Consider the following 25,335-nt stretch of genomic DNA (forward strand, 5'->3'; position numbering starts at 1 on the left):
AACCGATCAGCGCGCGAACCCGAGCGCGGCGATCACGACGGCTCCGGCGCGGCCAGCGACTGCAACATCCTGGCGGCCATCCGCGCGGTGGCGTTCCCGCTGTCCACGTCGTTGATGTGCACCGCGAACGCCAGATCGCCCATGTTCGCGATGAGCCAGCCGTCGTCGCCCGCTTTCGCCGCGTAGGCGATCACCGGGTAAGGCCGCAGCGGCGACAGATCGGGAGCTCCGGTCGCGTCGCGCAGCATGGTGCGCAGCCGTTCGGTCAGCTCGCCGCCCAGCGGCGTGAGCTGCGCGTCGGTGCCACCCGTCTTGGTGACCTCGATCTTCGGCGCGGGCACCTCGCCGCGCGCGATCGACGCCGCCGCGATCGCCATCCCGAAGGGGCTGGCCAGCACCGCGTCCGACCCGCCGCCCTGGCGCACCTGCTCGGCGCTGCGTCCGGCGATGGCCAGCCGTCCGGTCACCTCGTCCAGCCCTGCCACCTGGAAATCGATGCCGATGCCGAGCCTGCTCGCGGCCTCCGCCGCCTCCTGCACCGAAACGTCCTGCGGAGCCTTGCCGTTACCGGCCGCCGCGACGGCGCGGAACAGCTCGATATTGCCGCCCACCGGGTACAGGCCGGTGAACGCGATCGGTCCGTGCTCGCTGGCCTGACTGTTCTGCGCGACCGCGACCACCGCTCCGCTGGACGGCTGGATCGCCACGATCGTGGCGGGCGTGCCGACGCTCACCACCGCGTCCTCGGCGGCGCGCTGCAACCGCTGGTCCATGGTGGCGATGATGTCCGGCCCCGGCGGCCCCTGGTAGCCGGCGACCTGGCTGATGAATCGCCCGTCCGGCTCGAAGATCTGCACGCCCCAGCCGGAGTGCTCGTCCTGGCTGGTCTCCCAGACCTTGCGCAGCGCGTCCAGCTGCGGCGACCAGACCCGGCGGTCCGAGGAGATCAGCCGCGGGTGCTTCTCCATCACCACGCCGGGAATCGGCGCCATCCGCGGTTCCAGGATCGCGAAATCGCCATCGCGCAGGTTGACCGCCACGATCGGCTTGCCCTGAGAGGAGGCCAGCTGCTGCATCAGCGCGGGGCCGGTGATCAGCGGCGCGACGGGCTCGATGGCCTTGGCCAGCGCGTCGGTGGAGGCGACCGGATCCGGCATTCGCGTCGGGTCGAGCTTGATCACGTTGATGACCTGCTCGTGCATCAGCGGCGCGCCGACCATGTCGAGGACCCGCGGGGGCGGGGTCGGCGTGGTGCGCACCAGCTTCACGGTGCGGTTGCCTTGCAACTGCGGCAGCACGACAGACGGTTCCCAGGAGATCCGCCAGCCGATCGCGAGCTTGCGGACCGTGCCCTGGAGGCTGTAGCTCCAGTTCTTGTTCGCGCCGAAGCTCCAGTCGACGTCCATGCTGAAGATCGCCGACTGCGAGTCGAGGCCGATGAATTGGGTCTTCTGGTAGTCGACCTTGCCTGGATGCAGACCCTCGAACATTTGCTTCAGCGTTGCCGAAGCGGCGTTCGGATAGGAGGTGAGCTCCGATGCCTTCTTGTAATCCTGGTTGTCGAGGAGTTCGGTGAAGCGCTCGACGACGGCCGCGGGCTCGCTGGGCTCCTCGCGAAACCCGCAGGAACCCATGGTGACTGCCACAGCCGCCGCTCCCGCGAGTGCTAGTGCGCCCCTAACGCGAAAGCGGCGAGATCCCCTCACATCCATGTCGCCCACTCTTCACTCTTGTCACTCCAGCAACAAGACCACCGTACCTGAAATGAACCTGTTTGCGACGTCCCGGTGATCGGGCCGTTACCCATGCTCAGCATTGTCAATTGTGCCCGAAAACGCCTGTCCGAAGGTCCCGATCGGTAACGGTGTCCAGTCACAAGGCGATAACCGGCGCCGCTACCGTACCTGCCGAAACGCGAACGCGGGCGAGAACCCCTGCGGTCAGTGATCCGTCCCGAACAGAGCGCGTCCGGCACAGTACGACCTCCCTGGAGTACCCCTTCCCCACCCTGTTCACGCAGAGCGGAACCACCGCGCTGACTTGCGGCGTAATCTTGTAATCATTGCAACACCGCACCACAGTAAGTAGGCATACACGCCTTGCTCCTGAAGGAGAATCGCCATGAGGCACGAACACCGCGGACGAGGTTTCGGACGCCCCGGCGGCTGGCAACAGGCCGATCTTCCCGACCCCGCCGATGTGCCCGACTGGTTCGCCGGAAGATTGCCCAGCGACTGGTTCGCCGGCAAACCGGTCATCGAGGTGGACCGCGACGAGATCGTGGTCATCGGCGAGCTGCCGCTGCCCAAGCCCGAGCCCACCGACACCGAGGACGCCGAAGCGCCCACCGAGAAGATCCCGGCCGCGACGAAAGAGGGCGCCATCGCCCGCTTCCGCGAATCCACCCGCCCGGCGCGCATGCAGATCGCGGGCGAGGCCCAGCACCGCTACGGCCGCAACGTGGCGTGGGGCGTCTCCGTGGACGGGGAACGAATCATGTTCACCCAGCTCGCCGTTCCGGTGATGACGCGGTTGCGCCAGCCGGAGCGCAAAGTGCTCGACACCCTGGTCGATTCCGGCGTCGCCCGCTCTCGCTCCGACGCGCTGGCCTGGACGGTGAAACTGGCGGGCAAGCACGCCGAGGCGTGGCTCGAGGAACTGCGCACGGCGATGCGCAAGGTCGACGACCTGCGGTCGGAGGGCCCGAAAGGTTTGTGAGCCGGGGTTCGTGAGCCGGGCGTTCCTGCTCGGCCGGGCGCGGTTCGCTCTGTGGCCGCGCCCATTAGGGTTGGCCCCATGGCCGACACCGCCCCGATCCTGGTCCTCAACGGGCCGAACCTGAACATGCTCGGCACCCGCCAGCCCGAGGTGTACGGTTCGGCCACCCTCGACGACGTGGTCGAACTATGCGAACGGACTGCGGCGAAGTTCGACAGGAAGATCGTCGCGTTCCAGTCCAATCACGAAGGCGCGCTGATCGATCGGATCCATGAGGCGCGCGGCGCGGAGTCGGCGATCGTCATCAATCCCGGCGGGCTCACCCACACCTCGGTCGCGCTGCGCGACGCGCTGGTGATCCCCGAGGTGCCGATCGTGGAGGTGCACATCAGCAATGTGCACGCCCGCGAGGAATTCCGGCACCACTCCTTCATCTCCCCCATCGCCACCGCGGTGATCGCGGGCATGGGAATTCAGGGCTACGCCGCCGCCATCGAATTCCTCGCCACCCGCTGATTCACGCGATACGGAAAACCGGGAAACCCGATGCGATGGCGGCGAGTTCGTCGTCGGTCGAGTTCTTGGTGATGCCGTCGAAGAAGCGGTTGACCTCCCAGCCCCACTTCTCCAGGTAGAGCCGCAGCACCGGCGTCTTGTCCGCGTCGGCCACCTCGGTGGCCGTGAACGCCTCGGCCTTGCGCCCGAGCCGCAATTCGCCCGCGCCGGCGACCCGCAGATTCCGCACCCACTGCGTGTGCCCGCGCGGCGCGACCAGGTAGCGCGCGCCGGTCTCGTCCACCAGCAGGTTCACCATCGTGGTCCGCCACTCCCCGCTCTTGCGGCCACGCACGGCGAGCAGCCGCGATCCCGCGATGCTGATTCCCAGCCGGGGCAGCCAGTTGACGATGCGGTTCACGATGGGATCGAAGCCGGTGGGGCCGATGTAGCGGGTGGTGGCGTCCATGATGTCTCCTCATTCTGTGAGCACTGCTCTCTGTTGAGAACAATGATTCACCCCTGTGCGCACAAAGTCAAGAGCAGTGCTCTCTTTTCTGTTGACGCGCGGTCCCTCCCGGATGCCACCCGAGCTCGGCGCATGTCACGGGCACGGGCAACGCGCATGGGCATGGACATGGACATGGACATGGACATGGACATGGACATGGACAACGAGGCAACGAGGCAACGAGGCAACGAGGCAACGAGGCAACGAGGCAACGAGGCAACACTTACCGAGGAACCAGACGAACCAACAAGTAAGCGTCGAACCCACGAGCACGAAAACGGCCGCGATCCGCCAGAAGTGCTCGACCGTCGGCACTTCCAGCTTCGACAGAGCCGAAGTGATCGCGACCCGACTCGCTCGGCCGGACTACGAAATAGTCTTCGTGCGCAGAACGCCGGCGCTACCGGAATCGCCGATATCCCGAAAGGGAAAGCACGCGAACCGAATCGCGCGCCGAATCAACGCTCACCCCTCGGGAAGCGGAATCAGTTCGAGGTGTTCGGCCGCCTGCGGCTCGGCGGCAATACCGCGTTCGGCGACCAGATCCACCCCACCACCGTGCGAGACCAGCCATCTACCGCACACGCAGCGCAAATAGCGGACGGAGCGATGCGAGGACACGAGCATCGGCGAGGACCACGAGCAGGTGGGGCAGGTGTCGGGCATAGCTAAGGCTGAATAACGAACAGCCGGAAGGCAACGACCAGCGCGGCGTGGCGTCGAACTGGATTCGAAAAGCGGCCCGCTACCGGCGAGCGGGCGACCGCATCACCGACAGGCTCGAGATGCTTTGCCCTTCATAAACTTCTGGAAAGCGCGGCGACGAACGCTGTTGGCATGTCGAATTTCGCCTTGCGCTCCAGCAGATTTCTCATTCGATGCGGTGTGGTCGCCGCCGCCATCGACTGGTGCAACAAAGGCGCACTGGTGCAACACTTCCCCGCTTCCGGCTCGCCCGGCCCCTACACCACCGGCGGCGATGGCGACTGGTCCTCCATCGGCGAGCCGGTGCGCCAATCGGTTTCGGCCGAGCAAAGCATTGTTCCCTCGGAATGTAGTAGGTATGCTACGAACCATCCGGTCCGCATAACGGGAGGATGCCATGACTGTGGGCGATGGCGTCGTGATCGACGTCGAGGGTCTGCGAATGCGCTACGGCGCGAAGGACGTCCTGCACGGGGTCGGCTTCCAGGCTCGGCACGGTGAGGTCCTGGCCCTGCTCGGCCCCAACGGCGCGGGCAAGACCACCACGATCGAGATACTCGAAGGCTTCCGCATCCGTTCGGCGGGCCGGGTCGATGTCCTCGGCGCCGATCCCGCGCACGGCGGCGAGGACTGGCGGGCCCGCATCGGCGTCGTCCTGCAATCCTGGCGCGATCACGGGAAATGGCGTGTGCGCGAACTGCTGTCGAATCTCGGCGGGTACTACGCGCCGTACGGCACCGAGCGAATCAGCCGGCCGTGGGACACCGACGAACTCATCGAGGCCGTCGGCCTGACCGAACAGGCGGGCACGAAGGTGATGTCCCTGTCCGGCGGTCAGCGGCGCAGGCTCGACGTCGCCATCGGCATCGTCGGCCGCCCGGAACTGCTGTTCCTCGACGAGCCGACCGCCGGTTTCGATCCCCAGGCCCGGCGCGAATTCCACGACCTGATCCACCGTTTGGCCGACGACCTGCACACCACCATCCTGCTCACCACGCACGACCTGGACGAGGCCGAGAAGCTGGCCGATCGCATCCTGATCCTGGCGGGCGGGCGGATCATCGCGGACGGTTCGGCCGACGAGTTGTCCCGCCGCATCGCGGGCGAGGCCGAGGTGCGCTGGACTCGCGACGGCCAGCGCTTCGTGCACACCACCACCGAGTCGACCAAGTTCGTCTACGAGCTGTTCAAGCAGTACGGCGAGGACATCGGCGAGCTCGAGGTGCGCCGCGCGTCCCTCGAGGACACGTACATGACACTGGTGCGGCAGTTCGAATCCGGTCAGCTGGAGAACGAAGTCCACGCCTTGGAGGAGGTGGCGCGATGAACCCGATCAGGAACGCGGTCCGCGCAGGCTTGTCGCGCGGCGCGATCGAGCTGCGGCAGACGGTGACCAACGGCCAGGACCTTTTCGGCTTGCTGTTCTGGCCGGTCATCATGGTGGTCGTGCTGATCTTCATGCGCAACACGACGTTCGGGTCGAGCGGCTTCGCGCTCGGGACGCTCGCGCTGCCGAGCATTCTCGGCATGCTGGTCTCGTTCAACGGCATCTTCGGCATCGCCCAGCTGCTCAGCTTGGAGCGCGAGGACGGAACCCTGCTGCGCGCCAAGGCGACTCCGAACGGGATGGTGGGCTACCTGGTCGGCAAGGTGGTCACGGTGTCGGGCTGGGTGCTCGTGCCGTTCGGCATCGTGCTCGTCCCCGGATTGTTCGTGGTCGGCGACGTCGCGCTGGACACCCCGGCCGCGTGGCTGTCGCTGATCGGCATCGTGCTGCTCGGCATGCTGGCCACCCTGCCCATCGGCGCGTGCATCGGTGCGCTGTTCGACAGCCCGCGCGGGGTCGGGTTCGCGTCCATGCCCATCATGGGTCTGGTCGCGGTGTCGGGCATCTTCTACCCGATCACCTCGATACCGGGCTGGGTGCAGGGAATTGCCCAGTGCTTCCCGATCTACTGGCTCGGCCTCGGCATGCGCGCGGCGATGTTGCCGGACGAGGCGGCGGCCGTCGAGCTCGGCGGCTCCTGGCGGCATGTGGAAACCATTGCGGTGCTCGGCATCTGGGCGGCGGCGGGATTCGTTCTCGCGCCGATCCTTTTGCGCAGGATGGCACGGCGGGAATCGGGTTCCAGCGTCGCCGCCCGACGCGAGAAGGCCATGCAGCGTGCCTACTGAGGTCATCTACAACCGGATCGCCATGCTGCGCGCCGAGCGTGGCATCTCCCGGCGCGAGCTGGCGGAGGCGCTCGGCGTGCACTACCAGACGATCGGTTACCTCGAGCGCGGCGAATACAGCCCGAGCCTGCACCTGGCGCTGCGCATCGCGGAGTACTTCGAGGTGGCGGTGGAGGTCGTCTTCTCCACCGCCCCGTTCCCCCGGCTCGGATCGGGAAGCGAAACCGCCTGAGGACGAACTGGCCGATGACGGTCACCGAGCGGGCTCGTCCGGACGGCTCACACCGCGTCCGACTCGCGCTCACCCAGCATCAGGTTGTAGGTGGAGACCGCCCTGCCGCGCTCCTCGCTGGCGGCGATGGCCTTGCGCCAGAACGACTGAGCGGTGTGCGAGAAGGTGGCGTCGACGCCGACCTCTTCGCTGGCGTCGATGATGTGCTGCGCGCCGGCCTCCATCATCTTCAAGCTGGCCAGGTCGGCCCAGCCGCCCGCCTGGTTGGCGACGGAGAACTCCTGCATGAAGTAGGGGAACGCCTCGCTGGACCGCACCGCGAACGGTACGAACTGGGCGATGTCGTGGCCCGACTTCGCGATCACGGCGGTGGCCTGGTCGAAGGCCAGCAGCCACGGGTGGAAGATGACGAGCAGCGCCTGGTAGAAGATCTGGGCCAGACCGTCGTCCGCGCCGAGGTACTCCTGCGGGCTCAGCGGGCGCAGCAGCTCGGCGTGCGCGTCGAACACCTCGCGCGGACCGCTGTAGAAGATGTAGGACGCGGGATGGGTGATGTTGTCCCCCGCCGACATGACGCCGCCGGAAATGAACTGGGCGCCGCGCTCGCGCACCCACGCCGCGCCCAGGCGGGTCTTCTCCGGCGAATCCGACGACAGATTCGCGATCACCTTGCCCGCCAGCCGGTCCTCGGCCTGGCCGAGCACGTCGTACATGGCGGCGTAGTGAGTCAGGCTGACCACGGTCACCTCGTTGGCGTCGAGCGCGTCGGCGACCGTCGCGGCCCGCTTGGCGCCGAGTTCGACCATCGCGTCGACCTTGGCGGTGCTGCGATTCCAGACGGTCACCTCGACGCCCGCGTCGAGGAAGGCCCGGACCATCGCCTGCCCCATCGGACCGAGGCCGATCACGGAAACGGAACGGGTGGACTGCTCGGACATTGTGTGCCCCTTCGGTTCTGGATTGCTGGTTCGCGGCGCCGGAACCGATAGTCGTCTGTGCAGGTAGAGTCGACAAGACCGCACGTCGAGGTGGGGATACTTACCTCGAGGTCCGAAATATGGTCAGGAGGTCGGCGATGAACGGCAAGAGTGACATGGATCACGATGTGTGCGGTATGTCGGTCGCGATCGACGTCGTCGGCGGCAAATGGAAACTGCACCTGATGTGGGTGCTCGGTGCGGGCCCCCAGCGCTTCGGCGAAATCCGGCGCCTCCTGGAAGGCGTCAGCGAGAAGGTCCTCGCCGAGAATCTGCGCCAGCTGGAGTCCAGCGGAGTCGTACACCGCGAGGTGTTTCCGGAGATCCCGCCGCGCGTCGAGTACTCGCTGACCCCGATCGGCCACGAACTCGCGGCGGCGCTGCGCCCGCTCGAAGAGTGGGGCGACAAGCATCGGGTGGAACTGCTCGGGAATCTGGCGTCGGTCGGCTGAGCGCGACTGGCGGGAGAGCAATGGTTGCTCCACGGGCCTCTCGGACCACCCCGTCGGAACCATCCGACTGCCGTCGATAGAACGAGCTCGGTCGCTCGGGCAAATGTCGCTGATCTGCGCGGCGATGTGGGGCGTGCCGTGGCGTGCGGGGGTTCGGGGCTGCGCCGACAATGTGGGCATGACCTCCGCGCCCCGGGTGCTGCTCGCCCCCGACAAGTTCAAGGGTTCGCTGTCCGCGTCAGCGGTGGCCGCCGCGCTGGCGGCCGGAATCGCCGCGGCGCGGCCCGACGCCGAGCTCGTGCGCGTTCCGGTCGCCGACGGTGGTGACGGCACCGTGGACGCGTTCGTCGCCGCGGGGTGGGAGCGGGTCGAGTCGATCGCGCCGGGGCCGACGGGCGTTCCGGCGCCCGCTGCCTACGCACTGCGCGGGGACACCGCGGTCGTGGAGTTGGCCGAGGTCGCCGGACTGGTGAAACTGCCTGGCGGACAGTTCGATCCACTCGGCGCGGGGACGGAAGGGCTCGGCGTCGTCATCGCGGACGCGCTGGAGCGCGGCGCGACGCACATAGTGCTCGGCCTGGGCGGCAGCGCGTCCACCGACGGCGGCGCGGGTCTGTTGCGCGCGCTCGGTGTTCACGTCCTCGACGCCGAAGGTCGTGAATTGCCGTCGGGCGGAGGTGCTTTGGCACGCGCGGCACACCTCGATCGCACCGGCTTGCACCCGAGAGCCGCCGCGGCCCGGTTCACCCTCGCCTGCGACGTGGACAATCCGCTGCTCGGGCCGAAGGGCGCGGTCGCGGTCTACGCACCGCAGAAGGGCGCCGACCCGGCGCAACGAGCGATTCTCGAAGCGGCGCTGACGAATTGGGCGAAGCTGGTCGGCCCGGAATTCGCCGAGCGGCCGGGAGCGGGCGCGGCGGGCGGCACAGGCTTCGGCGCGCTCGCGGTACTCGACGCAGAAGTACGCAGCGGCATCGAGGTGCTGCTCGATCTCCTCGACTTCCCGGCCCTGCTGCGCGAGGCGACCCTCGTGGTGACGGGCGAGGGCTCGCTCGATGCCCAAAGTCTGCACGGCAAGGCCCCCGTCGGCGTCTGCGCGGCGGCGCGCGCCGCGGGCGTCCCGGTCGTCGCGGTGGCGGGCCGCGTTCAGCTCGATCCGGACGCACTGCGCGCCGCGGGCTTCACCGCCTGCTACCCACTGAGCGACCTCGAACCGGACCCGGCTCGCTCCATGGCGAACGCCGCACGACTCCTCGAGCGAATCGGCGACGGCATTGCCCAGCACGAGCTCTGAACGGCAACCGTCACCACGCCTTATCGCCCCCATACATCAGCGCCACGCCGCCCCGATCGCGGTAGCAGCCGACCGCCGTCAGCTCGTCCCGGGCATCGGTGCGGAAGGCCGCTTTCGCTAGGGCATCCGGCCGCCGAACCGCCATCTCTCTCCGCATGCGAGCCGGATATCCGCACGTGGGAGAGCAGGCGCATCAGCGGGTCGGGAGTGGGGCCTGCTCGGCGTGGGTGATGGTGACCTGGCCGGTGCGCAGGTAGGTGAGCACCGCGTCGTCGACCGCGGGGTTGCCGCGCCCGAAGGTGCCGTGGTCGCCGCCTTCGACGGTGATCAAAGAACCCTGGAGCGCCCGCGCCATCGCCGGGCCGCCTTCGTATTGCGTGAGTGCGTCGTACCTGCTTTGCAGCAGTAGCGGTTTCGTGCGCAGGGCGGCGCCGCTCAACGGAACCGGTTCGGCGACCGGCCGCCAGGATCCGCAGCTGAGGCCCGCGCGGACCAGGTCGGCACGGGCGTCCATGGCGTTGCCGCCGGAGGCGATGGTGCCGATCGCGGCGCCGATCAGTTCCGGGCGACTCTGCACCGCGTTCTCGTTGCAGGTGATGGCCGAGAAGACGAAGCGGCCGGTGGGGTCGGTGGCGGTGGCGCCCTCGATGGCGAGCAGCCGCTGCACGTTGGCGGGATCGGCGTTGGCATCGGACATCGCCCGCGCGAAAGTCGGCCAGAACGAACGGGTGTAGGTCGCCACCGCGGTCGCGCCGACCAGCGGCACCTGCGCCGAGCCGCCGCCGGAGATCAAGGTGCGCACCAGGTTCTGGAGTTTGCCGCCCTGCTCGATGGTGCCGTTGAAGCCGTCGCGGGCGAACTCGGCCAACGGCTCGGGCAGTTCACCCGGCAGATCGGCCACGCTCGCGGGCGGCGGCGTCAGGTTGGCGTACCAGCCGCCGCCCTGCGCGGAGACCAGCCGCACCCAGTTCTGGTAGACGCGCAATGCCGTTTCGCCGAGCCGGTATTCGCCGTTGTGCTCGGCGATCCAGGCGAACAGGTCGTCGAGGCGCTGCTTGCCCGCGGCCTGTTGCTGAGCGAACTCCTCGGTCCACACCCAGTCCGGGTGCACGTTGGAGTCGAGCACCATGCGCTCGACCCGGTCGGGGAACAGCGAGGCGTACACCGCACCGAGGTAGGTACCGTACGAGGTGCCGAGATAGCTGATCCGCTCGATGCCGAGAGCGGCGCGCACCGCATCCATGTCGCGGGCGGTGTTCTCGGTGGTGATGGTGTCCAGGTAGCCGGGCTGCGCCGCGTCACAGGCCTTCTCGATCTCGTCGCGACTGCCGCCGCCGATCGAAACCTGTTGTCCCTCCGCCTCTTCCGTGCCGCCAGCACAGCGCAGTGGAGTGGCCCAGCGCAGCCCGCGCGGCTGCACCGCGACGCGGTCGTAGTGGGCGTTCAATGCGGCGGGCACGACCTCGACGCGCTGCGCCCAGAACCCGAGCGCGTCGGCGCCGGGGCCGCCTGGGTTGGTGAAGATGACACCGTGCCGTTCGCCGGTGGCGGCGATCCGGCTGACGGTGAGATCGATACGCGGGCCGTCGGGATCGGAGTGATTCATCGGCACGCTGATCACGGCGCACTGCGCGCCCGAGTTCTCGGGCACCGCGCCCTCCGGACAAGATCCGAAAACCGTTGCGGGAGCGGCGTCGGCGAGTCCCGTCACCACCGATCCGGCGAGCAGACCCGCTGCGGCAAGGGTGGCGGCCACCCGTGAAATACGCGTCCTCATCATGTTTTCGCACCTCCGCCGAGCCACCGCCCTCGGCAGAGCGCACGGCGCGACCAAGAGCATTCTGATCGGGCCGCGGCCGGGTAGACAAGTCGAACCGACGATTTCACACCGGATGCGCTGCGATGTCTCGCCGACGGGCATACCGGAGTAGCGTCGAGCCATGTCGACCGAGATCCGCAACAATGTCGCCCTGGAACGCTTCGAGATCTACGTCGACGGTGCCATCGCCGGATACGCGGAATACCAGGACACCGCGTCCGAGCGCGCGTTCGTGCACACCGAGATCTACCCGAGCTACGAGCGCCAGGGCTACGCGACGCAGCTGGTCGGCACGGCGCTGGCGGGCACTCGCCGGGAGGGATTCGGCGTGCTGCCGATGTGCCCCTTGGTTCACCACTTCGTGCAGACGCACCCCGAGTACATCGCCGCGGTGCCACAGTGGGCTAGACAACGCCTCGGTCTGCCGCAGTGATCTCAGTAGTTCGCGACGGCGCCGTCGAGCGCGAGCTGTAGATCCGCGTGCACCAGTCGTGCGATCTCCGCGGGCTTGCCAGGCAGGTCGGCGATCGGCGACTGGAAGTAGAAGCTGGCCGACTTGGCCTCTTCCTTGGTCGGCTCGATGGTCGGGTCGGGGCGCGGGCCGTAGCTCAGACCGAGGCTGACCAGCGTGGGCTGCACGCCGAGCTTCATGGCGCGGAACGCGATGTGCCCGATGCCGCTGCCGATGGCCTGCACCTTGGTCGGGTCGACGTCGTTGCACGTGCCTTCGGGGAACACCGCGATGTGATCACCGCGCGCCAGCCGTTCTGCGCAGATGTCCATCATGCGCTGCCCCGCCGCGTTCACCGCTCTGATGCCGTGATCCCTGCCACGGAAGACCGGGATGCCGCCCATCATGTCGACCTTGCGCCGCTGGTCGGGATCGAGGAACAGCTCGTCCTTGGCCAGTACACGCACCCGGCCGATGAGCGTGCGCAGCGGGCTGCGCCAGGCCGCCGCGGCGACCGTGTACGGATCGTTCTGCGAGAGGTGGTTGATCGCGAAGATGATCGGCTTGCCCGACCTGGTCAGCGCCCGCACCGCTTCCTTGGCGCGCTCGGCGTAGCTGATCCGGGGGTGGTAGCGGCGTCCCAGAAGGGCATACGCGGCCTTCGCCTTCAGCCGGTTCTGCCGGTGATCGCGGTAGTAGTCGTAGACGGCGTCACTGTTCTCGAGGACGACCTCGGGCGCTTCCATACCGCCGACTCTACGACGTCGCCGTGTATGTGCCACATCGGGCAGCTGGCCGCCGAACAGGGCCGGAAAATTGGCTCAGACAGTTGTCGCCCCTTTTGTCCCGCGGTGAACTCGCGACGAAATCCAGGGGCCTGGAAACGAGCACTGAGGCGCACAAACTGCGATGATGTGCGAGTGGCACGCGGAGACGACCCGGATGATCGGAAAACTCACGGCGGGCACGGTGACCGTCGCCGTCGCGATTTCCGGCGCGGCGAGCAGGCGGTACGGGCGGGCACCCTGCTGCTGGCGGCGACGGATCTGGTCGAGCCGACCTTCCGAAGAACTGTGGTGTACATCATCGAGCACAACGACTCCGGCAGTCTCGGCGTCGTACTCAACCGCCCGACCGACACCGCGGTCCACGACGTGCTGCCGCGCTGGGCCGATCTGGCCACCACACCGCGCACCCTGTTCAGCGGCGGGCCGGTGAAACGGGACGCCGCCCTCTGTCTCGGCACCTTGAAGGCCGGCGCCACCACCGCGGGCGCGCCCGGCCTGCGCCGGGTCGACGGCCGCGTGGTTCTCGTCGACCTCGACGCCGATCCCGATCGGATCGCCCCGCTCGTCGAGGGCGTCCGGATCTTCGCGGGCTACTCCGGCTGGACCTTCGGTCAACTGGAGGGCGAGCTGGAGAACGACGACTGGATCGTGCTCTCGGCGCTCTCCTCCGACCCGATCAGCACCGGCCGCTCCGATCTCTGGGCGCACGTGCTGCGCCGCCAGCCTCTGCCGCTCTCGCTGCTGGCCACCCACCCGATTGAACTGGAACGCAACTGAGCCCGTGTACTCCTCAGACGAGAAGGAGTCCACATCGTGAAGCGCAAGAACTGACCCGGTGAGTGCATGGACAACTCACCGGGGACGCCGGACCAACCCCGGCCGACCGACGCGGCCGCGGCTCATCGTGAGACCGCCGGGGCGTCGGCCGACCAAGCCGAATTGATGCGCGTGCTGTACCAGGAGCACGCGCCCGCGCTGTGGCGCTACACCCTAGGCCTGGTGCACGACGCCGGACGCGCCGAGGACATCGTGCAGGAAACGCTTTTGCGGGCGTGGCAGCGCCCGAACGTGCTCGATCAGCAGACGATGTCGGCGCGCGCGTGGTTGTTCACGGTGGCCCGCAACCTGGTCGTCGACGAGCACCGCAGCGCCCGCAACCGCAGGGAGTTCCGCACCGACAACCCGCCCGAACAACCCGCGCCGGATCAGGCCGATCGGACGCTGGACGGCTGGCTGGTAGCCGATGCGCTGGCCCGGCTCAGCGCCGACCACCGTGAGGTGATCGTGCGCGCCTACTATCGCGGCCTGTCGACCCATCAGATCGCGGCTGAACTGGAGATTCCGCCCGGCACCGTGAAATCGCGCATGCATTACGGTATGCGGGCGCTACGGCTGGCCTTGCACGAAATGGGGGTGACGAACCGATGACGGACATCGCCGACGACTACACGACGTGGGACGCGCCCTACGTTCTCGGCTCGCTCACCGGAAACGAGCGCCGCGAATACGAGGAGCATCTGGCTCGTTGCCCCGGCTGCCGCGCCGCCGTCGCCGAACTCGCCGGGCTGCCCGGCATGCTCGCGCTGGTGCCGACGGAGACCGCGCTCGGCATGATCGGGACGCCCGACGGCTCCGCGCCCGAAGCGTCGCCTCCGGTGCCCGACCTGCTGCCCAAGCTCGCCGCGGCCGAACGGCGGCGCAGGCGGCGCGGTCGATGGGCGGCGATCGGCGGTGCGGTGGCGGCGGCCGCGGCGGCCGTTGCCATCGCGGTCCCGATGATCGACACGACGCCCCAGCAGGAACCGCCGGTGGCGGAGCAAGTGATCGCGGAACGGTCGATGAGCCCGCTCGAGCCGACCCCGATCTCGGCCAGTTTCAAGCTGATGGCCGACGGCGATCGCGCGCGCGTCGTGATGACCTGCACCTACGGGGCGAGCGACCTGCCATACACCTACAAGTACAGGCTGCTGGTGACCGGCGCCGACGGCAGCCGGCTCGAGCTGGACGAGTGGCCCGCGGGCCCCGGCACCGTACTGACCGTCGACCGCACCATCGACATGCGGCCCGATCAGGTGCAGACAGTGGAGATCAAGTCGTCGGCGACCAACAAGGTCGTTCTCACCGGAACGGTGTAAGAGCGCATCCGAGAACTCAGACGCTGGCCCGCTGTCGCGGGCCAGCCGTCGGGTGAAGGTGCGGATGGCGGCGATGCAGACCATCGGTTCGCGGTGGTCGGGGCGGGTCTCGTAGTTACGGACGGCCGCTACAGCGTCCGCGGGGGCCATGCAGTGGGTTCAAGGGCATGGTAAGGATGTCGGAACCGAAATCTGTTGAGATACATCCTGTTACATGAAGGGGAGTGAACAGCCAAGAGTTCACCCACGTCAGGGGGGCGTCGAATGGACGTGCGTAGATTGGTTGCCGCTGTACTGGTTCCGGCTGCGGCGGTGATCGTGTTGGCTGCGCCGAGCGCGGCTTCACCGGATATGGCCGTTGCCGGGTCGGCAGGTTCCACGCCCGCTGGGCAGGTGGAGTTCGTGGCGCGGTTCACCGTCACGGTCAAATGCCAGCTGGTCGAGAACGGGGGCGGTACCGTCGGATACATCACCGGCACCGGCACCGGCAGCGGCAAGACGAAGCCGGATGCGGTCAAGGCCGCCAAGAAGGACGCCGACAAGTCCGTGCCGCAAGCGCACTACAAGCGCCACTGCAAGGAGATCTGAACCGCGCATGTCGAACGAGAAGACGCTGTGGGAGGTCAAGGTGGGCATCCTGGCCACCGAGGCTGAGGCGAAGAAACTGGTGGAGCAGATCGCACATCTGCTGTGCCCGGACCCCGACCACCAGCCGCCATGTCCCGTGCCGTGGGCGATCGGGCTGGACTCGGAAACCGACATGGACCCCGAGCGCCGCGAACAGTACGAGGACATCCGAGAGCAGTACCGGATCGAATCGGAGAACTCGACGCCTTGACGACCATTCGCTGCGCGCGCTGACAACGAGCACCGAAGTTCATCGAACGGGACGAATGCTCGGGATACGTGCACTCGGGACGTACGGTAGGCCCCGGTTTCCCTTACCTAGGCGGAGCCGGGGCCTTACTTCGAGGCGTCGGCCTGCATCGAACTCGGACGTGCCCTGCACGACGGATTCCCCCGCCGGATGCTTCCGACGGGGGAATTCAGCTGCACCGCAGCGTGATCAGGCGACCTGCTTGCGGAACCGCGACATCGACCACACGTAGCCGACCAGGCCGAGGCCCGCGCACCAGGCGATCGAGAGGATGCCGTTGGCGCCGATCTCGGTGCCCATCAGCAGCCCGCGCAGCGTCTCGGTGAGCGGCGTGAACGGCTGGTACTCGGCGAACTGGCGCATGCCGACCGGCATGGTGTCGGTGGCGACCAGGCCGCTGCCGAGGAACGGGAGCATCACCAGGGGGAACGGCATGTTGCTCGCGGCCTCCGGGGTGGGCGCGACCAGACCGATCGCCACTCCCAGCCAGGAGAACGCGAACATCACCAGGCCGATGAGACCGAACACCGCGAGCCATTCGACCGGGTTGGCGTTCGGGCGGAACCCGACCAGCAGCGCCACCGCGACCATGAGTACGACGCCGATCAGCGCCTGGATCAGCGCGCCGACGACCTGCCCGGCCAGCATCGAGGACTGCGAGATCGCCATGGTGCGAAAGCGATTCACGATGCCCTTGGTCTTGTCGGTGGTGATGGAGACCGCCACCGAGACCGTCAGGTAGGCCGGGAGCATCAGCATCATGCCCGGGGTCAGGTAGTCGATGTAGTTGCCGCCGGAGGATTTCTCCAGCGCGCCGCCGAACACGAAGGTGAACACCAGCATCAGCACGACAGGCATCACCAGAATGCTGAACGTCATGGCGGGATAGCGCTTGACGTGCAACAGGTTTCGGCGCAGCATCGTCGCCGAATCGGCGAGCGCAAGGGAAGGGGTGCTCATGCCTGCACCTCGCTGGCGCTCGGCTCCGGCATGCGCACGGCGCGCTGGCACATGATTCGCTCACTACGTTCGCTCATCGCACGGTCTCCTTCTCGGCAGTGGGGTGTCCGGTGAGGGTCAGGAATACGTCGTCCAGGTTGGGGGTGTGCACGGAGAGGCCTTCGACCTCGATACGCGCCTCGTCGAGCCGATCGAGCACGGCGCGCAGCGATTTCACGCCGCCGTCGCTGGGCACGGCGAGGGTCAGCTCGTCGTCGCCCTCTTGATCGAGCACACGGGCGGTCTCGCCGAGCGCCTGCGCCGCGGCGGACAGCGCTGCGGCCGTGGCGAATTCGAGGCGGATGTGACCGCCGGGCACCAGCCTCTTCAGCTCGGCGGCGGTGCCCTCGGCGACGATGCGTCCGCCGTCGAGTACGGCGATCCGGTCGGCGAGTTGGTCGGCCTCCTCCAGGTACTGGGTGGTGAGGAAGACGGTCACGCTGTAGTCGTCGACGAGGGCCCTGATGATCTCCCACATCGATCGCCTGCTGCGCGGGTCGAGGCCGGTGGTCGGTTCGTCGAGGAAGATGACGCGCGGGTCGCCGACCAGGGTCATCGCCAGATCGAGACGCCGGGCCATGCCGCCGGAGTAGGTCGCCGCCGTCTTGTCGGCGGCTTCCACCAGGTCGAAGCGCGCGAGCAGATCCTCGGCGAGGCGTTTGCCGTCGCGCCGCGGCAGGTGGTGCAGGTCCGACATGAGCAGCAGGTTCTCCCGGCCGGTGAGCAGTTCGTCGACCGCGGAGAACTGGCCGGTCACCCCGATGGCCGATCGCACCGCGTTGGGTTCGGCGGCGAGATCGTGTCCGCCGATGCGGATTTCGCCCGCGTCCGCGCCGATCAGCGTGGTGAGGATCTGCACGGTGGTGGTCTTGCCTGCGCCGTTCGGCCCGAGCAGCGAGAAGATGGTTCCTTCCGGCACGGTGAGGTCGATGCCGTCGAGCACCACGTGCTCGCCGAACGCCTTGCGCAGGCCGAGCGCCGAGATCGCCGGTGCGCGATGCCCGTTGATCATGGTGGTCCTTTCCAAAATTCATTACTGAATGCGAATAAATGCATGTTTCACCCACACCGCCGCCCAATGGCGGTGCGGTGTTGCTTTTCGAACGTGCTGTTCGGTTGTTGCGGTGCGCTTTTCGCGCCGGCGACGCATACCTCCTGCCGCGTCGGCCCCGGCTGCCTCAGATGTCGAGGTCCTCGATCTGCGGATGGTCGGCGATATCCGAGACGCGCTCGTAGAGCTTGGCGGGCATCTTGTCCTTCAGTTCGGCGAGCGTGTCGGCGATCTCCAAGACGAAGTCGCCCCAGTCCTGATCACCTACACCGAGGAAGCGTCGCCACTGCCGCCAGTCCTTGAAAACGTTGGTATCGGTGGGGAACTCGGACCAGTTCGAATACTGCGCGTGCAGCGCGAACTTGCCTTTGCGGGTCCGATACACCCGCACGAGCTCCATACGCTTGTCGTTGACGTCGCGCCATTCGCCGAGCAGGCTCCCCGAGAACCGCACCTGCCGAGCTCCGTTGTGGCCGACCCGCAGGACCAGCTCCTCGTACCCTTCCTGGCGCCCCTCCTCCAGCTCGATGAAACGGCGCAGCGCCGTGGTCACCGCGCCGGAGAGATTGCCGCCGACCAGCTCTTGCGCACGCTGGAAGAGCGGCAGATCGTCGTCGGCTACGTAGATGGTCTTGTTGGGCATGAACCCACTATACGTAGATGTATACGTACACGCAAGCGTTCTCGTCGAACGGGTTTGTCGAGAACAGATCGTTCGACGCTGAACCGCCTGCCGGGCTGCGTCGTATTCCTCGTGAACGAGGTATGTGGTCGGCCGGTACGCACGCGATCGGCCGACCTCTGCGGAAGGGAGCGTCCATGCCGAGCAGGGTCGTGGATTATCTGGTTCGGGCGGTGTCGACCCTCGGTGTGCGGCAAATCTTCGGCGTCGACGGCGCGAATATCGAAGACCTCTACGACGCGCTGTTCGACTCCGAGGTCACCGGAGTGGTGGCCAAGCACGAATTCTCCGCGGCGACCATGGCCGACGGCTATGCGAGGGTCACCGGCGGACTCGGCGTCGTCGCGGCGACCTCCGGCGGCGGGGCGATGAATCTCGTTGCCGGACTTGCCGAATCGTATGCGTCCCGGGTGCCGGTGCTGGCGCTCGTCGGCCAGCCGCCGACGGCGCTGGAGGGCCGAGGGGCGTTCCAGGACTCCAGCGGGCGCGCGGGCGCGATCGATGCGGTCCGCCTGTTCGGCTCCATCAGCCGGTACTGCGCCCGTGTGGAGACGGCGGATCAACTGCCGGACAGCGTGGTCAGGGCAGTCGCCGCCGCCCGGAGCGGTGGGCCTGCGGTCCTGCTGCTACCCAAGGACGTGCAGCAGTCCGGACTCGACGCGGTCCCGCCGTTCCGGCTACCGCCGCGAGCGCACCGCCGCGACGTGAGTGGACTCGCCGCGGTGCGCGCCGCGCTGACCGAAGCGCGGAGCACAGGGAAGGTCGTGATCATCGCGGGCGATCAGGTCGCACGCGACGACGCACGGGACGAATTGGCCCGTCTCGCAACGGCTCTGGATGCCGCGGTGGGCGTGACCCCGGACGCCAAGGACACCTACGACAACTTCGACCCCGGATTCTGCGGCGTCGCGGGCAGTATGGGTCATCCGGAACTCACCGCCGACCTCCGATCCGCCGCGCTCTGCCTGTTGGTCGGCACCCAGCTGCCCGTCACCGCGCGCGCCGGGCTCGACGAGCTGCTCGCCGATCTCACGGTGGTCAGCATCGGCGTCGCACCGCCGTACCTGACCTCGATCCACACGACCAGCACCGATCTGTCGATCACACTCGGCGAACTCGCCGACGAATTCGCCTCCCCCGCAGGCACACCGCATGCCGAACCGAAGGCGGGCGCGCTGACGCCGCTCCAGGTGCCGCCGTCGAACGGGCCGGGGCTGCGGTATCGGGAACTCGTCGAGACCATCAGCGCGGCACTGCCCGACGGCACCGACGTTTTCGCCGACGCGGGCAATACCGGCGCCGCGGCGGTGCATCACCTGCGGGTGCCGCGCGGCGGGCGCTTCGTCGTCGCCCTCGGCATGGGCGGGATGGGCTACGCCTTCGGCGCGGCCATCGGCGCCGCGTTCGCCCGACGCAAGCCGGGGCGCACCGTAGTGATCGCGGGCGACGGCGCGTTCTACATGCACGGCATGGAGGTGCACACCGCCGTCGAACACCAGCTGCCGATCACCTTCATCGTGCTGAACAACAACGCGCACGCCATGTGCGTCACCCGTGAACAGCTCTATTACCGAGACCGCTACAGCTTCAACCGATTCCGACCAGCGCTCCTCGGCCATGGCATCGGCGCCATGTTCCCCGACCTGCCCGCCCACACCGTCCGTACCCCGGCCGAACTCGCCGAAGCGCTCGGCCCTTGCCTCGACACACCGGGCCCGTCGTTCCTCGCGATCGACTGCGACCCCGACGAGATCCCCCCGTTCACCCCGTTTCTCAACACACTCGAGACACTCGAGAACCCCAGGAGGACCCCGTGACGACCAGCGCCCTGCCCGCACTCAGCGACATCCCGGAAGACGTCGTACCCGGCGTACTGCGGATCGAGAACTCCGACAAGGACGCCACCACCCCGATCATCATGGACATGCTGCGGTCGGTGTACCCGCACGACCAGATCTTCGGTGACTTCTGCCCGGTCCAGGGCTACATCGACGCGCCGCCGCGCGAGGTGTACGACTACCTGGCCGACACCAGGTCGCTGGAGGAATGGACCTACAGCCTGCGCGGTTTCACCGAGACCGAGGAGCAGGGCCTGTGGCTCGCCTACGACCGGCTCGGCGACGCGACCCGGATATTCACCCGCACGGTGGCCAATCCGGACGCGATGACCGTCGACTATCACTGCGCGTGGGATCAGGGCGAACACCTGTGGATGGTCTACCTGATGCGGGTGGTCGACGCGCAGGTGGTGCTGCACAAGCCGGGTTCGGTTGTGCTGTGGACGAATTGCCGTCACCCGTTCTACGACGAAAACCCCTATCCCGAGTCCGCGCCCGCCGGGCGGCCGGTCTGGGTCGGCGACTTCTGGGAGATGTTCTCCGCCGGGCACCAGCTCGAGCTGGACAACCTCAAGGCGATCTGTGAATACCGGGCCTCGCACGGACTGCCGGTCAAGCCCGAGTGGATGAAGTGAGGACACCTGTGTACACCACCGATCCCACTACTTCGCCGCTGCCGACCGTCAGCCTGGCCGATGTGGCCTCCTACCTGCCCGGTGAGCCCGTCGACACCGAATACTTCACCCAGTTCGCCCGCTCGGACCGGATGGCCAAGAACGTGATGTTCCGCTCGCCGCGCGCTCGCCACCACGTGGGCAGGGACGAGACGGCGGTCGACATGATCGAACGCGCCGTCGAGCCGATGCGGCAACGCCATGGGACGCAACTGCTTTCGAGCGTCGATGTGCTGCTCACGCACACCCAGCTGCCGGACAATCCGGTGCTCGGCTGCGGCCCCGAGGTCGCGCGGCGACTGGGCATGCGGCCGCGCGTCGTCTACGACATCCACAACGGCGGCTGCGCGGCCTTCGTGAACATGATGGCGTTGGCTCGAATGATCTTGCAGACCACCGACGCTCGCACCGCGCTCATCGCGGTCGCGCAGAATTGCGCGGGCCCGGTGTTCACCCAGACCGAGATCCGCAAACTCGCGCAGGCGCCCGTGCCGGGTGACGGGTGCGGCGTCGGTCTGCTGGTCAAGGACGACAGCGCACCTGTCCTGGACGTCGAATGCCGCACCTACCCGGAATTCGCCGGGGACATGGAGTTCTCGACCAACGGTGAGCGCAAGTACTGGGAGCCCGGCACGGGCCAGGGCTGCGTCAGCTTCACCGAATCCAAGGTCACCAAGGTGTTCGCGCGGGGCAACCGGCTGGTGCCGGAGGTGGCGCTCGCGGTGTGCGACCGGATCGGTGTGAAGGGCCGCGACATCGACACTTTCGTCACCAACCAGCCGAACCGGCTGTTCCTGCGCAACTGGCACGATGCGCTCGAACTGCCCGCCGAGCGGCACCCGGACACCTTCGATCGGTGCGGAAACCTGTTCGCCGCCGGCATTCCCGTCACGCTGGATGTGGAGAACCGGGCCGGTCGGCTGCGCAACGGGTCGGTGGTGCTGCTGTCCGCGTTCGCGCACGCGGGTGATTTCGCCGCCGCCGCGGCGGTGCGCTGGGGTGCGGCGGCATGACCATCGGGTTCACCGAGGACACCCGCTCCTCGCGACACCACCGTCGGCGGACCCGGCCGCCGGCGCGGTTCGATCTCTCGTTGAGCGAGAATCCGTTCCCGCCTTTGCCTTCCGTGCTTCGCGCGGTGAATCAGGCACTGGCGCAGGCGAATCGGTATCCGGAGTTCCTGCCGCGGGAGCTGCCCGAGAACATCGCGCGGCACATCGGTGTGCGGGGCGACCAGGTGGTGGTCGGCTCCGGCGCGACCGGGGTGGCCATGCAGATCATGCAGTCCCTCACCTTCGACGGCGCGGAGATCGTCGCCGGGACGCCGACGTTCGACGGGTACCCGATCATGGCCGAGATGGTCGGGATGACTCTCGTGGCGGTGCCCTTGGACGCGGCGGGCAATCAGGATCTGTCCGCGACGAGGCGGGCCATCGACAAGCGGACGGCGATAGTCGTCGTGTGCCGTCCGCACAATCCGACCGGCACCGTCGTGTCCTCGGGCGAGCTGAAGTCGTTCTTGAGCGCCGTGCCGGACCGGGTGACGGTGATCCTCGACGAGGCGTACGCCGAATTCCTCGGCCCCGAGGACCGGGTGGACACGCTCGCGCTGCTGCGCAAGCACTCGAATCTTCTCGTGCTGCGCACCTTCTCGAAGGCGTATGGACTCGCGGGTCTGCGCATCGGGTACGCGTACGGGCGGCGCGAGCTCGTCGAGCGGGTCCGTCGGCTGCAACTTCCCTTCGGCGTCTCCGCCGGCGCCGTCGCCGCCGTGTCCGCGTCCTACGCGGCCCAGCCCGAACTCGCGGCCAGGATCCGGCACATCACGGAGGAACGCGAGGCGTTGCGCAACGCACTGCTCGCCTGCGGCCACCCCGTCCCGCGCAGCCACGCCAACTTCCTGTACCTCCCCGGGCCCGGGGTGGCGACGGTGTTGCGGCGGGCGCGGATCGCGGCGAAGGCGTATCCGGACGGCAGCGCTCGCATCGCCGTCGGTGATCGAGAGGCCGGGCGCGCGGTGCTGGAGGCGGTCGCGGGGTTGCGCTGAGCGGAGCTGCCGCGCGGGATCGGGGTGGTTCGATGGAGTGGTGAGGATCCCGCGTCTGCCCGGTCTGCGACCGAACGCCGCGCCCGCGTCCGGCACCGCGAGCCGGGTGCTGGCGCAATTCACCGCAGGCGGGCGTGACATCTTGCTGCGGCAGACGGTGATCGATCCCGGCGGCAGCAGCGGCTGGCACTACCACGACGGGACGCTCCTGGTACTGGTCGCTCGCGGCACCCTCGACCACCCCGGCGCCGACGGCGCGCCCGTCACCTACCGTCGCGGGCGCGTGTTCCGCGAGCCGAGCGGACCGGAGTATCCGCACGTCGCCCGCAACCTCGGCGCCACCGCGGTCACGCTGTTCGTTCTCTACCTCAACCCGAAGGGCAGCCCGCTCTCACGCCACATCACCCCACCCCCGGGCGTCGACTGACGCCGAATCGGCGGGAGAGAAATGGTGGTCGGCGGCTTTCGATGGTCAGCCGCCGCGTGCTCGAATGGTCCGGCAGGACCCCGCGCTGCCCGGGATCGAGGCCGCGCACGGCCCGGTGACCTGCTGGCCGAGGCGACCAGGTCAGCCGCCGCCGCAACCTCCGCCGCCACAGCCACCGCCGCCACCACAGCTGCTGCCGCCACCGCAGCCACCGCCATCACTGCCACCGTCGCCGCCGCCGAAGAACGCCACTCCACCGGCCCCGGCCGCACCCCAACCGGCCCCGCGCCCGCGATGCCGCGGCGAGGTGGGCAATGGCGCACGGCGCCGCAGCTTGACCACCCCCACGACAACGAAAATGGCGGCCACGACGAAGAACGCGACACCGGCGCCGAACCCGAACGGCCCGGCCACGGCCATCCCCGCGACAAAGATCACCAAAGCAAACCCGAAATACATCCGAACCTCCCCCGGACCGAGTCGCCGCGCGGCGAACTCCAATCCAGCCTACAGACGACCACCGACAGCAACCTGCGAATTTCGGGTGGTCGCACGGGGGGAGCAGAACGGCACCGAGCAACCCGAATCGACGGGAGAGAAATGGGTGGTTGGCGGGCTTGCGAGGGTCATCCCCGACAGCCCGCGTGCTCGAAGGTGACGAGGTCAGCCACCGCCACCTCCACCGCAGCCACCCCCACCGCCACCTCCTCCGCAGCCGCCGCCACCGCAGCCGCCGCCACTAGTGCAGCCGCTGCCGCTGTCACCGCCATTGTCTCCGCCGCCACTGCTACCGCTATTGCCACCACCACCGCCGGCCGCGCCCCAATCGCCACCACCGCTACCGCTACTGCCGCCACCACCGCCGTCGGCCGCACTCCAACCGGCATCCCTGCGCCCGCGATGCCGCCGCGAGATGGGCAACTGCGAATGGTGCACCAGCAATCGAACAGACCCAACGGCAACGAGAACTGCGGCCAAGGCGAAGAACGCAGCGCCCACGCCGAACCCGAACGCCTGCATCCAAGACAACCCGATCAGAACGGTCGCGAACGCGAACGCGAAATACATCCGAACCTCCCCCGGCCAGTCGCTGGTCGATCGCCTCTGCCGCGCACCACCACAGCAGCCGCTGCTGTCTGCACGGCCAATGCTGTAGTAGCCGCAGCGGCCGCACTCCGAAGCACTCCTCGGGCAGGCGGCGCGGTCAATCGCCTCCGCCGCCGCAGCCGGAACCGCCACCGCAGCTGCTGTCGGAACCGCCGCCGCAGCCGCCGCCGTCATAGGAGCCGCCGCCGTCGCCCGCCGCCCACCAGCGGGCCCTGGGGCGGGTGCGGTTGCGCTTGGTCCGGATGACGCCGATCGCGACGAAGCCCGCGGCGAGGGCGAAGAACACGGCGGCCGTGAGACCGGAGGAGTCGATGACGGCAGCGCCGAGGACGGCGACGATCGTCGCCAGGATGAAGTACACGATTCCCTCCCGAGGCGGGTAGCCCGCTGGTGAGGGTCAGGGTACGCCTCCGTGCGGCGTCGGGAGGGTCAGTTCGCGGGCTGGCAGGCGTCGCGCAGGGAGCACGCGCCGCAGGACTGGCCGCAGCCGCCCATGTCCTCGGCGGGCACCAAGCTCGCGATGGCCTCGCCTGCCGCGTTCGCGCCCGCACCCAGGGTGAACAGGGCGATGACGGCGGCGGCGCCCGCGACGATCAGGGCGACGACGCCACCCGCGGCGTAGGCGACCAGACCACCGGCGAAGAGCAGCGCGCCCGCCGCGACCGAGGTGGGGGCGGCGACGCGGTTCGCGATACGGAAGGTCTCTTCGGAGGTGAGAGCGGCTTCGGTGTGCACACCGACGAAGCGGTTGCGCGGGAGCCTGCCGGTCAGTCCGAGCAATCCGGTTGCGATGGCCACGGCGGCCAGCACGAACAGGACGAGGGCTACGACGAACACCTATGCAGGCTAGCGCATGGGCGCACGGCCCGATTTTCGGTCCC

The 25,335-nt window shown here is 68.2% G+C and carries 30 protein-coding genes; 18 read left to right on the forward strand and 12 right to left on the reverse strand.

Features of this window, described 5'->3' with window-relative positions; all coding sequences use genetic code 11:
- Window positions 1–32 precede the first annotated feature (32 nt).
- Window positions 33–1,646: an NTF2-like N-terminal transpeptidase domain-containing protein gene (locus ACRWNM_RS16585; RefSeq protein ID WP_431968376.1), complete on the reverse strand. Its 1,614-nt coding sequence runs from the start codon at window positions 1,644–1,646 to the stop codon at window positions 33–35.
- 475 nt (window positions 1,647–2,121) lie between these two features.
- On the opposite strand from ACRWNM_RS16585, the gene ACRWNM_RS16590 reads away from it, so the two are divergent.
- Both ACRWNM_RS16590 and aroQ read left to right on the forward strand, forming a co-directional pair.
- Window positions 2,122–2,718 carry a hypothetical protein gene (locus tag ACRWNM_RS16590; protein WP_431968378.1) on the forward strand — a complete coding sequence of 199 codons (597 nt, stop codon included), beginning with the start codon at window positions 2,122–2,124 and terminating at the stop codon, window positions 2,716–2,718.
- 78 nt (window positions 2,719–2,796) lie between these two features.
- Complete coding sequence (gene aroQ / locus ACRWNM_RS16595; RefSeq protein ID WP_431968380.1) at window positions 2,797–3,234, forward strand: type II 3-dehydroquinate dehydratase; 438 nt, start codon at window positions 2,797–2,799, stop codon at window positions 3,232–3,234.
- Between the two features lies 1 nt (window position 3,235).
- Here the strand turns inward: aroQ and ACRWNM_RS16600 are convergent, their stop codons facing one another.
- Complete coding sequence (locus ACRWNM_RS16600; RefSeq protein ID WP_431968382.1) at window positions 3,236–3,682, reverse strand: nitroreductase/quinone reductase family protein; 447 nt, start codon at window positions 3,680–3,682, stop codon at window positions 3,236–3,238.
- 507 nt (window positions 3,683–4,189) lie between these two features.
- A complete protein-coding gene (locus ACRWNM_RS16605; protein WP_431968384.1) occupies window positions 4,190–4,390 on the reverse strand; it encodes a hypothetical protein in 201 nt (66 codons plus the stop codon).
- Window positions 4,391–4,826: 436 nt separating this feature from the next.
- Here ACRWNM_RS16605 and ACRWNM_RS16610 point away from each other — a divergent pair, with 436 nt between their 5' ends.
- From ACRWNM_RS16610 to ACRWNM_RS16620, 3 genes are read left to right on the forward strand one after another with little or no spacing between them, the layout of a single operon-like run.
- On the forward strand, window positions 4,827–5,756 hold the full coding sequence (locus ACRWNM_RS16610) for an ABC transporter ATP-binding protein (RefSeq protein WP_431968386.1): 930 nt from the start codon (window positions 4,827–4,829) through the stop codon (window positions 5,754–5,756).
- Entirely contained in the window at window positions 5,753–6,604 is an 852-nt protein-coding gene (locus tag ACRWNM_RS16615; RefSeq protein WP_431968388.1) for an ABC transporter permease, read from the forward strand. The genes ACRWNM_RS16610 and ACRWNM_RS16615 overlap by 4 nt, the downstream gene beginning before the upstream one ends.
- A complete protein-coding gene (locus ACRWNM_RS16620; protein WP_174555485.1) occupies window positions 6,594–6,836 on the forward strand; it encodes a helix-turn-helix transcriptional regulator in 243 nt (80 codons plus the stop codon). The genes ACRWNM_RS16615 and ACRWNM_RS16620 overlap by 11 nt, the downstream gene beginning before the upstream one ends.
- A gap of 47 nt (window positions 6,837–6,883) precedes the next feature.
- On the opposite strand, the gene ACRWNM_RS16625 is transcribed toward ACRWNM_RS16620, so the two are convergent.
- Window positions 6,884–7,774, reverse strand: coding sequence for an NAD(P)-dependent oxidoreductase (locus ACRWNM_RS16625; protein WP_431968390.1), 891 nt, complete (start codon window positions 7,772–7,774; stop codon window positions 6,884–6,886).
- 137 nt (window positions 7,775–7,911) lie between these two features.
- On the opposite strand from ACRWNM_RS16625, the gene ACRWNM_RS16630 reads away from it, so the two are divergent.
- Both ACRWNM_RS16630 and ACRWNM_RS16635 read left to right on the forward strand, forming a co-directional pair.
- Window positions 7,912–8,265, forward strand: coding sequence for a winged helix-turn-helix transcriptional regulator (locus ACRWNM_RS16630; protein ID WP_431968392.1), 354 nt, complete (start codon window positions 7,912–7,914; stop codon window positions 8,263–8,265).
- Window positions 8,266–8,443: 178 nt separating this feature from the next.
- Window positions 8,444–9,559, forward strand: coding sequence for a glycerate kinase (locus ACRWNM_RS16635; protein ID WP_431968394.1), 1,116 nt, complete (start codon window positions 8,444–8,446; stop codon window positions 9,557–9,559).
- 193 nt (window positions 9,560–9,752) lie between these two features.
- Here ACRWNM_RS16635 and ACRWNM_RS16640 read toward each other — a convergent pair whose 3' ends face one another.
- A complete protein-coding gene (locus tag ACRWNM_RS16640) occupies window positions 9,753–11,339 on the reverse strand; it encodes an alpha/beta hydrolase (RefSeq protein ID WP_431968396.1) in 1,587 nt (528 codons plus the stop codon).
- Between the two features lie 160 nt (window positions 11,340–11,499).
- On the opposite strand from ACRWNM_RS16640, the gene ACRWNM_RS16645 reads away from it, so the two are divergent.
- On the forward strand, window positions 11,500–11,811 hold the full coding sequence (locus ACRWNM_RS16645) for a GNAT family N-acetyltransferase (RefSeq protein ID WP_431968398.1): 312 nt from the start codon (window positions 11,500–11,502) through the stop codon (window positions 11,809–11,811).
- A 2-nt stretch (window positions 11,812–11,813) separates the two neighbouring features.
- On the opposite strand, the gene ACRWNM_RS16650 is transcribed toward ACRWNM_RS16645, so the two are convergent.
- On the reverse strand, window positions 11,814–12,575 hold the full coding sequence (locus ACRWNM_RS16650; protein WP_431968400.1) for a lysophospholipid acyltransferase family protein: 762 nt from the start codon (window positions 12,573–12,575) through the stop codon (window positions 11,814–11,816).
- Between the two features lie 174 nt (window positions 12,576–12,749).
- On the opposite strand from ACRWNM_RS16650, the gene ACRWNM_RS16655 reads away from it, so the two are divergent.
- The 5 genes from ACRWNM_RS16655 to ACRWNM_RS16675 all read left to right on the forward strand — a co-directional run bounded on the left by ACRWNM_RS16655 (window position 12,750) and on the right by ACRWNM_RS16675 (window position 15,590).
- Window positions 12,750–13,394, forward strand: coding sequence for a YqgE/AlgH family protein (locus ACRWNM_RS16655; protein ID WP_431968402.1), 645 nt, complete (start codon window positions 12,750–12,752; stop codon window positions 13,392–13,394).
- Between the two features lie 66 nt (window positions 13,395–13,460).
- Complete coding sequence (locus ACRWNM_RS16660; RefSeq protein WP_431968404.1) at window positions 13,461–14,045, forward strand: sigma-70 family RNA polymerase sigma factor; 585 nt, start codon at window positions 13,461–13,463, stop codon at window positions 14,043–14,045.
- Window positions 14,042–14,752, forward strand: a complete 711-nt coding sequence (locus ACRWNM_RS16665) for an anti-sigma factor family protein (protein WP_431968406.1) — start codon at window positions 14,042–14,044, stop codon at window positions 14,750–14,752. Before ACRWNM_RS16660 ends, ACRWNM_RS16665 begins: the two co-directional genes overlap by 4 nt.
- A 264-nt stretch (window positions 14,753–15,016) precedes the next feature.
- The gene (locus tag ACRWNM_RS16670) at window positions 15,017–15,340 is read left to right on the forward strand and encodes a hypothetical protein (RefSeq protein WP_431968408.1); all 324 of its coding nucleotides are present in this window, start codon (window positions 15,017–15,019) and stop codon (window positions 15,338–15,340) included.
- 7 nt (window positions 15,341–15,347) lie between these two features.
- A complete protein-coding gene (locus ACRWNM_RS16675; RefSeq protein ID WP_431968410.1) occupies window positions 15,348–15,590 on the forward strand; it encodes a hypothetical protein in 243 nt (80 codons plus the stop codon).
- 228 nt (window positions 15,591–15,818) lie between these two features.
- Here the strand turns inward: ACRWNM_RS16675 and ACRWNM_RS16680 are convergent, their stop codons facing one another.
- From ACRWNM_RS16680 to ACRWNM_RS16690, 3 genes are all read right to left on the reverse strand, one after another.
- Complete coding sequence (locus tag ACRWNM_RS16680; RefSeq protein ID WP_431968412.1) at window positions 15,819–16,589, reverse strand: ABC transporter permease; 771 nt, start codon at window positions 16,587–16,589, stop codon at window positions 15,819–15,821.
- A gap of 73 nt (window positions 16,590–16,662) precedes the next feature.
- Window positions 16,663–17,640: an ATP-binding cassette domain-containing protein gene (locus tag ACRWNM_RS16685; protein ID WP_431968414.1), complete on the reverse strand. Its 978-nt coding sequence runs from the start codon at window positions 17,638–17,640 to the stop codon at window positions 16,663–16,665.
- A 166-nt stretch (window positions 17,641–17,806) separates the two neighbouring features.
- On the reverse strand, window positions 17,807–18,322 hold the full coding sequence (locus tag ACRWNM_RS16690; protein WP_431968416.1) for an EXLDI protein: 516 nt from the start codon (window positions 18,320–18,322) through the stop codon (window positions 17,807–17,809).
- Between the two features lie 176 nt (window positions 18,323–18,498).
- On the opposite strand from ACRWNM_RS16690, the gene ACRWNM_RS16695 reads away from it, so the two are divergent.
- Genes ACRWNM_RS16695 through ACRWNM_RS16715 form a run of 5 tightly spaced genes read left to right on the forward strand, consistent with a single transcriptional unit; the run spans window position 18,499 to window position 23,347 of the window.
- Window positions 18,499–20,178 (forward strand): thiamine pyrophosphate-binding protein, encoded by a 1,680-nt coding sequence (locus ACRWNM_RS16695; RefSeq protein WP_431968418.1) that lies wholly within the window; start codon window positions 18,499–18,501, stop codon window positions 20,176–20,178.
- Entirely contained in the window at window positions 20,175–20,834 is a 660-nt protein-coding gene (locus ACRWNM_RS16700) for an SRPBCC family protein (RefSeq protein ID WP_431968420.1), read from the forward strand. The genes ACRWNM_RS16695 and ACRWNM_RS16700 overlap by 4 nt, the downstream gene beginning before the upstream one ends.
- Before the next feature lie 38 nt (window positions 20,835–20,872).
- The gene (locus ACRWNM_RS16705) at window positions 20,873–21,886 is read left to right on the forward strand and encodes a 3-oxoacyl-ACP synthase III family protein (RefSeq protein WP_431968553.1); all 1,014 of its coding nucleotides are present in this window, start codon (window positions 20,873–20,875) and stop codon (window positions 21,884–21,886) included.
- On the forward strand, window positions 21,883–22,920 hold the full coding sequence (locus ACRWNM_RS16710) for an aminotransferase class I/II-fold pyridoxal phosphate-dependent enzyme (RefSeq protein WP_431968422.1): 1,038 nt from the start codon (window positions 21,883–21,885) through the stop codon (window positions 22,918–22,920). The genes ACRWNM_RS16705 and ACRWNM_RS16710 overlap by 4 nt, the downstream gene beginning before the upstream one ends.
- A 40-nt stretch (window positions 22,921–22,960) precedes the next feature.
- Window positions 22,961–23,347, forward strand: a complete 387-nt coding sequence (locus ACRWNM_RS16715) for a cupin domain-containing protein (RefSeq protein ID WP_431968424.1) — start codon at window positions 22,961–22,963, stop codon at window positions 23,345–23,347.
- 141 nt (window positions 23,348–23,488) lie between these two features.
- On the opposite strand, the gene ACRWNM_RS16720 is transcribed toward ACRWNM_RS16715, so the two are convergent.
- From ACRWNM_RS16720 to ACRWNM_RS16730, 3 genes are all read right to left on the reverse strand, one after another.
- Window positions 23,489–23,806: a hypothetical protein gene (locus tag ACRWNM_RS16720; RefSeq protein ID WP_431968426.1), complete on the reverse strand. Its 318-nt coding sequence runs from the start codon at window positions 23,804–23,806 to the stop codon at window positions 23,489–23,491.
- A gap of 745 nt (window positions 23,807–24,551) precedes the next feature.
- Entirely contained in the window at window positions 24,552–24,815 is a 264-nt protein-coding gene (locus ACRWNM_RS16725; RefSeq protein WP_431968428.1) for a hypothetical protein, read from the reverse strand.
- 68 nt (window positions 24,816–24,883) lie between these two features.
- Window positions 24,884–25,291 (reverse strand): SdpI family protein, encoded by a 408-nt coding sequence (locus ACRWNM_RS16730; protein ID WP_431968430.1) that lies wholly within the window; start codon window positions 25,289–25,291, stop codon window positions 24,884–24,886.
- Between the last annotated feature and the right edge of the window lie 44 nt (window positions 25,292–25,335).

This window comes from Nocardia sp. bgisy134 (assembly GCF_965341865.1).
Taxonomy (GTDB): Bacteria; Actinomycetota; Actinomycetes; order Mycobacteriales; family Mycobacteriaceae; genus Nocardia.

Bases quoted from the DNA above. Each gene is read 5' to 3' on its own strand.
- ACRWNM_RS16610 (WP_431968386.1), top strand. From the start codon at position 4,827: ATGACTGTGGGCGATGGCGTCGTGATCGACGTCGAGGGTCTGCGAATG.
- ACRWNM_RS16720 (WP_431968426.1), bottom strand. From the start codon at position 23,806: ATGTATTTCGGGTTTGCTTTGGTGATCTTTGTCGCGGGGATGGCCGTG.
- ACRWNM_RS16685 (WP_431968414.1), bottom strand. From the start codon at position 17,640: ATGATCAACGGGCATCGCGCACCGGCGATCTCGGCGCTCGGCCTGCGC.
- ACRWNM_RS16690 (WP_431968416.1), bottom strand. From the start codon at position 18,322: ATGCCCAACAAGACCATCTACGTAGCCGACGACGATCTGCCGCTCTTC.
- ACRWNM_RS16670 (WP_431968408.1), top strand. From the start codon at position 15,017: ATGGACGTGCGTAGATTGGTTGCCGCTGTACTGGTTCCGGCTGCGGCG.
- ACRWNM_RS16710 (WP_431968422.1), top strand. From the start codon at position 21,883: ATGACCATCGGGTTCACCGAGGACACCCGCTCCTCGCGACACCACCGT.
- ACRWNM_RS16605 (WP_431968384.1), bottom strand. From the start codon at position 4,390: ATGCCCGACACCTGCCCCACCTGCTCGTGGTCCTCGCCGATGCTCGTG.
- ACRWNM_RS16695 (WP_431968418.1), top strand. From the start codon at position 18,499: ATGCCGAGCAGGGTCGTGGATTATCTGGTTCGGGCGGTGTCGACCCTC.
- ACRWNM_RS16680 (WP_431968412.1), bottom strand. From the start codon at position 16,589: ATGAGCACCCCTTCCCTTGCGCTCGCCGATTCGGCGACGATGCTGCGC.
- ACRWNM_RS16665 (WP_431968406.1), top strand. From the start codon at position 14,042: ATGACGGACATCGCCGACGACTACACGACGTGGGACGCGCCCTACGTT.
- ACRWNM_RS16600 (WP_431968382.1), bottom strand. From the start codon at position 3,682: ATGGACGCCACCACCCGCTACATCGGCCCCACCGGCTTCGATCCCATC.
- ACRWNM_RS16625 (WP_431968390.1), bottom strand. From the start codon at position 7,774: ATGTCCGAGCAGTCCACCCGTTCCGTTTCCGTGATCGGCCTCGGTCCG.
- ACRWNM_RS16645 (WP_431968398.1), top strand. From the start codon at position 11,500: ATGTCGACCGAGATCCGCAACAATGTCGCCCTGGAACGCTTCGAGATC.
- ACRWNM_RS16590 (WP_431968378.1), top strand. From the start codon at position 2,122: ATGAGGCACGAACACCGCGGACGAGGTTTCGGACGCCCCGGCGGCTGG.
- aroQ (WP_431968380.1), top strand. From the start codon at position 2,797: ATGGCCGACACCGCCCCGATCCTGGTCCTCAACGGGCCGAACCTGAAC.
- ACRWNM_RS16650 (WP_431968400.1), bottom strand. From the start codon at position 12,575: ATGGAAGCGCCCGAGGTCGTCCTCGAGAACAGTGACGCCGTCTACGAC.
- ACRWNM_RS16660 (WP_431968404.1), top strand. From the start codon at position 13,461: ATGGACAACTCACCGGGGACGCCGGACCAACCCCGGCCGACCGACGCG.
- ACRWNM_RS16640 (WP_431968396.1), bottom strand. From the start codon at position 11,339: ATGATGAGGACGCGTATTTCACGGGTGGCCGCCACCCTTGCCGCAGCG.
- ACRWNM_RS16635 (WP_431968394.1), top strand. From the start codon at position 8,444: ATGACCTCCGCGCCCCGGGTGCTGCTCGCCCCCGACAAGTTCAAGGGT.
- ACRWNM_RS16630 (WP_431968392.1), top strand. From the start codon at position 7,912: ATGAACGGCAAGAGTGACATGGATCACGATGTGTGCGGTATGTCGGTC.
- ACRWNM_RS16615 (WP_431968388.1), top strand. From the start codon at position 5,753: ATGAACCCGATCAGGAACGCGGTCCGCGCAGGCTTGTCGCGCGGCGCG.
- ACRWNM_RS16675 (WP_431968410.1), top strand. From the start codon at position 15,348: ATGTCGAACGAGAAGACGCTGTGGGAGGTCAAGGTGGGCATCCTGGCC.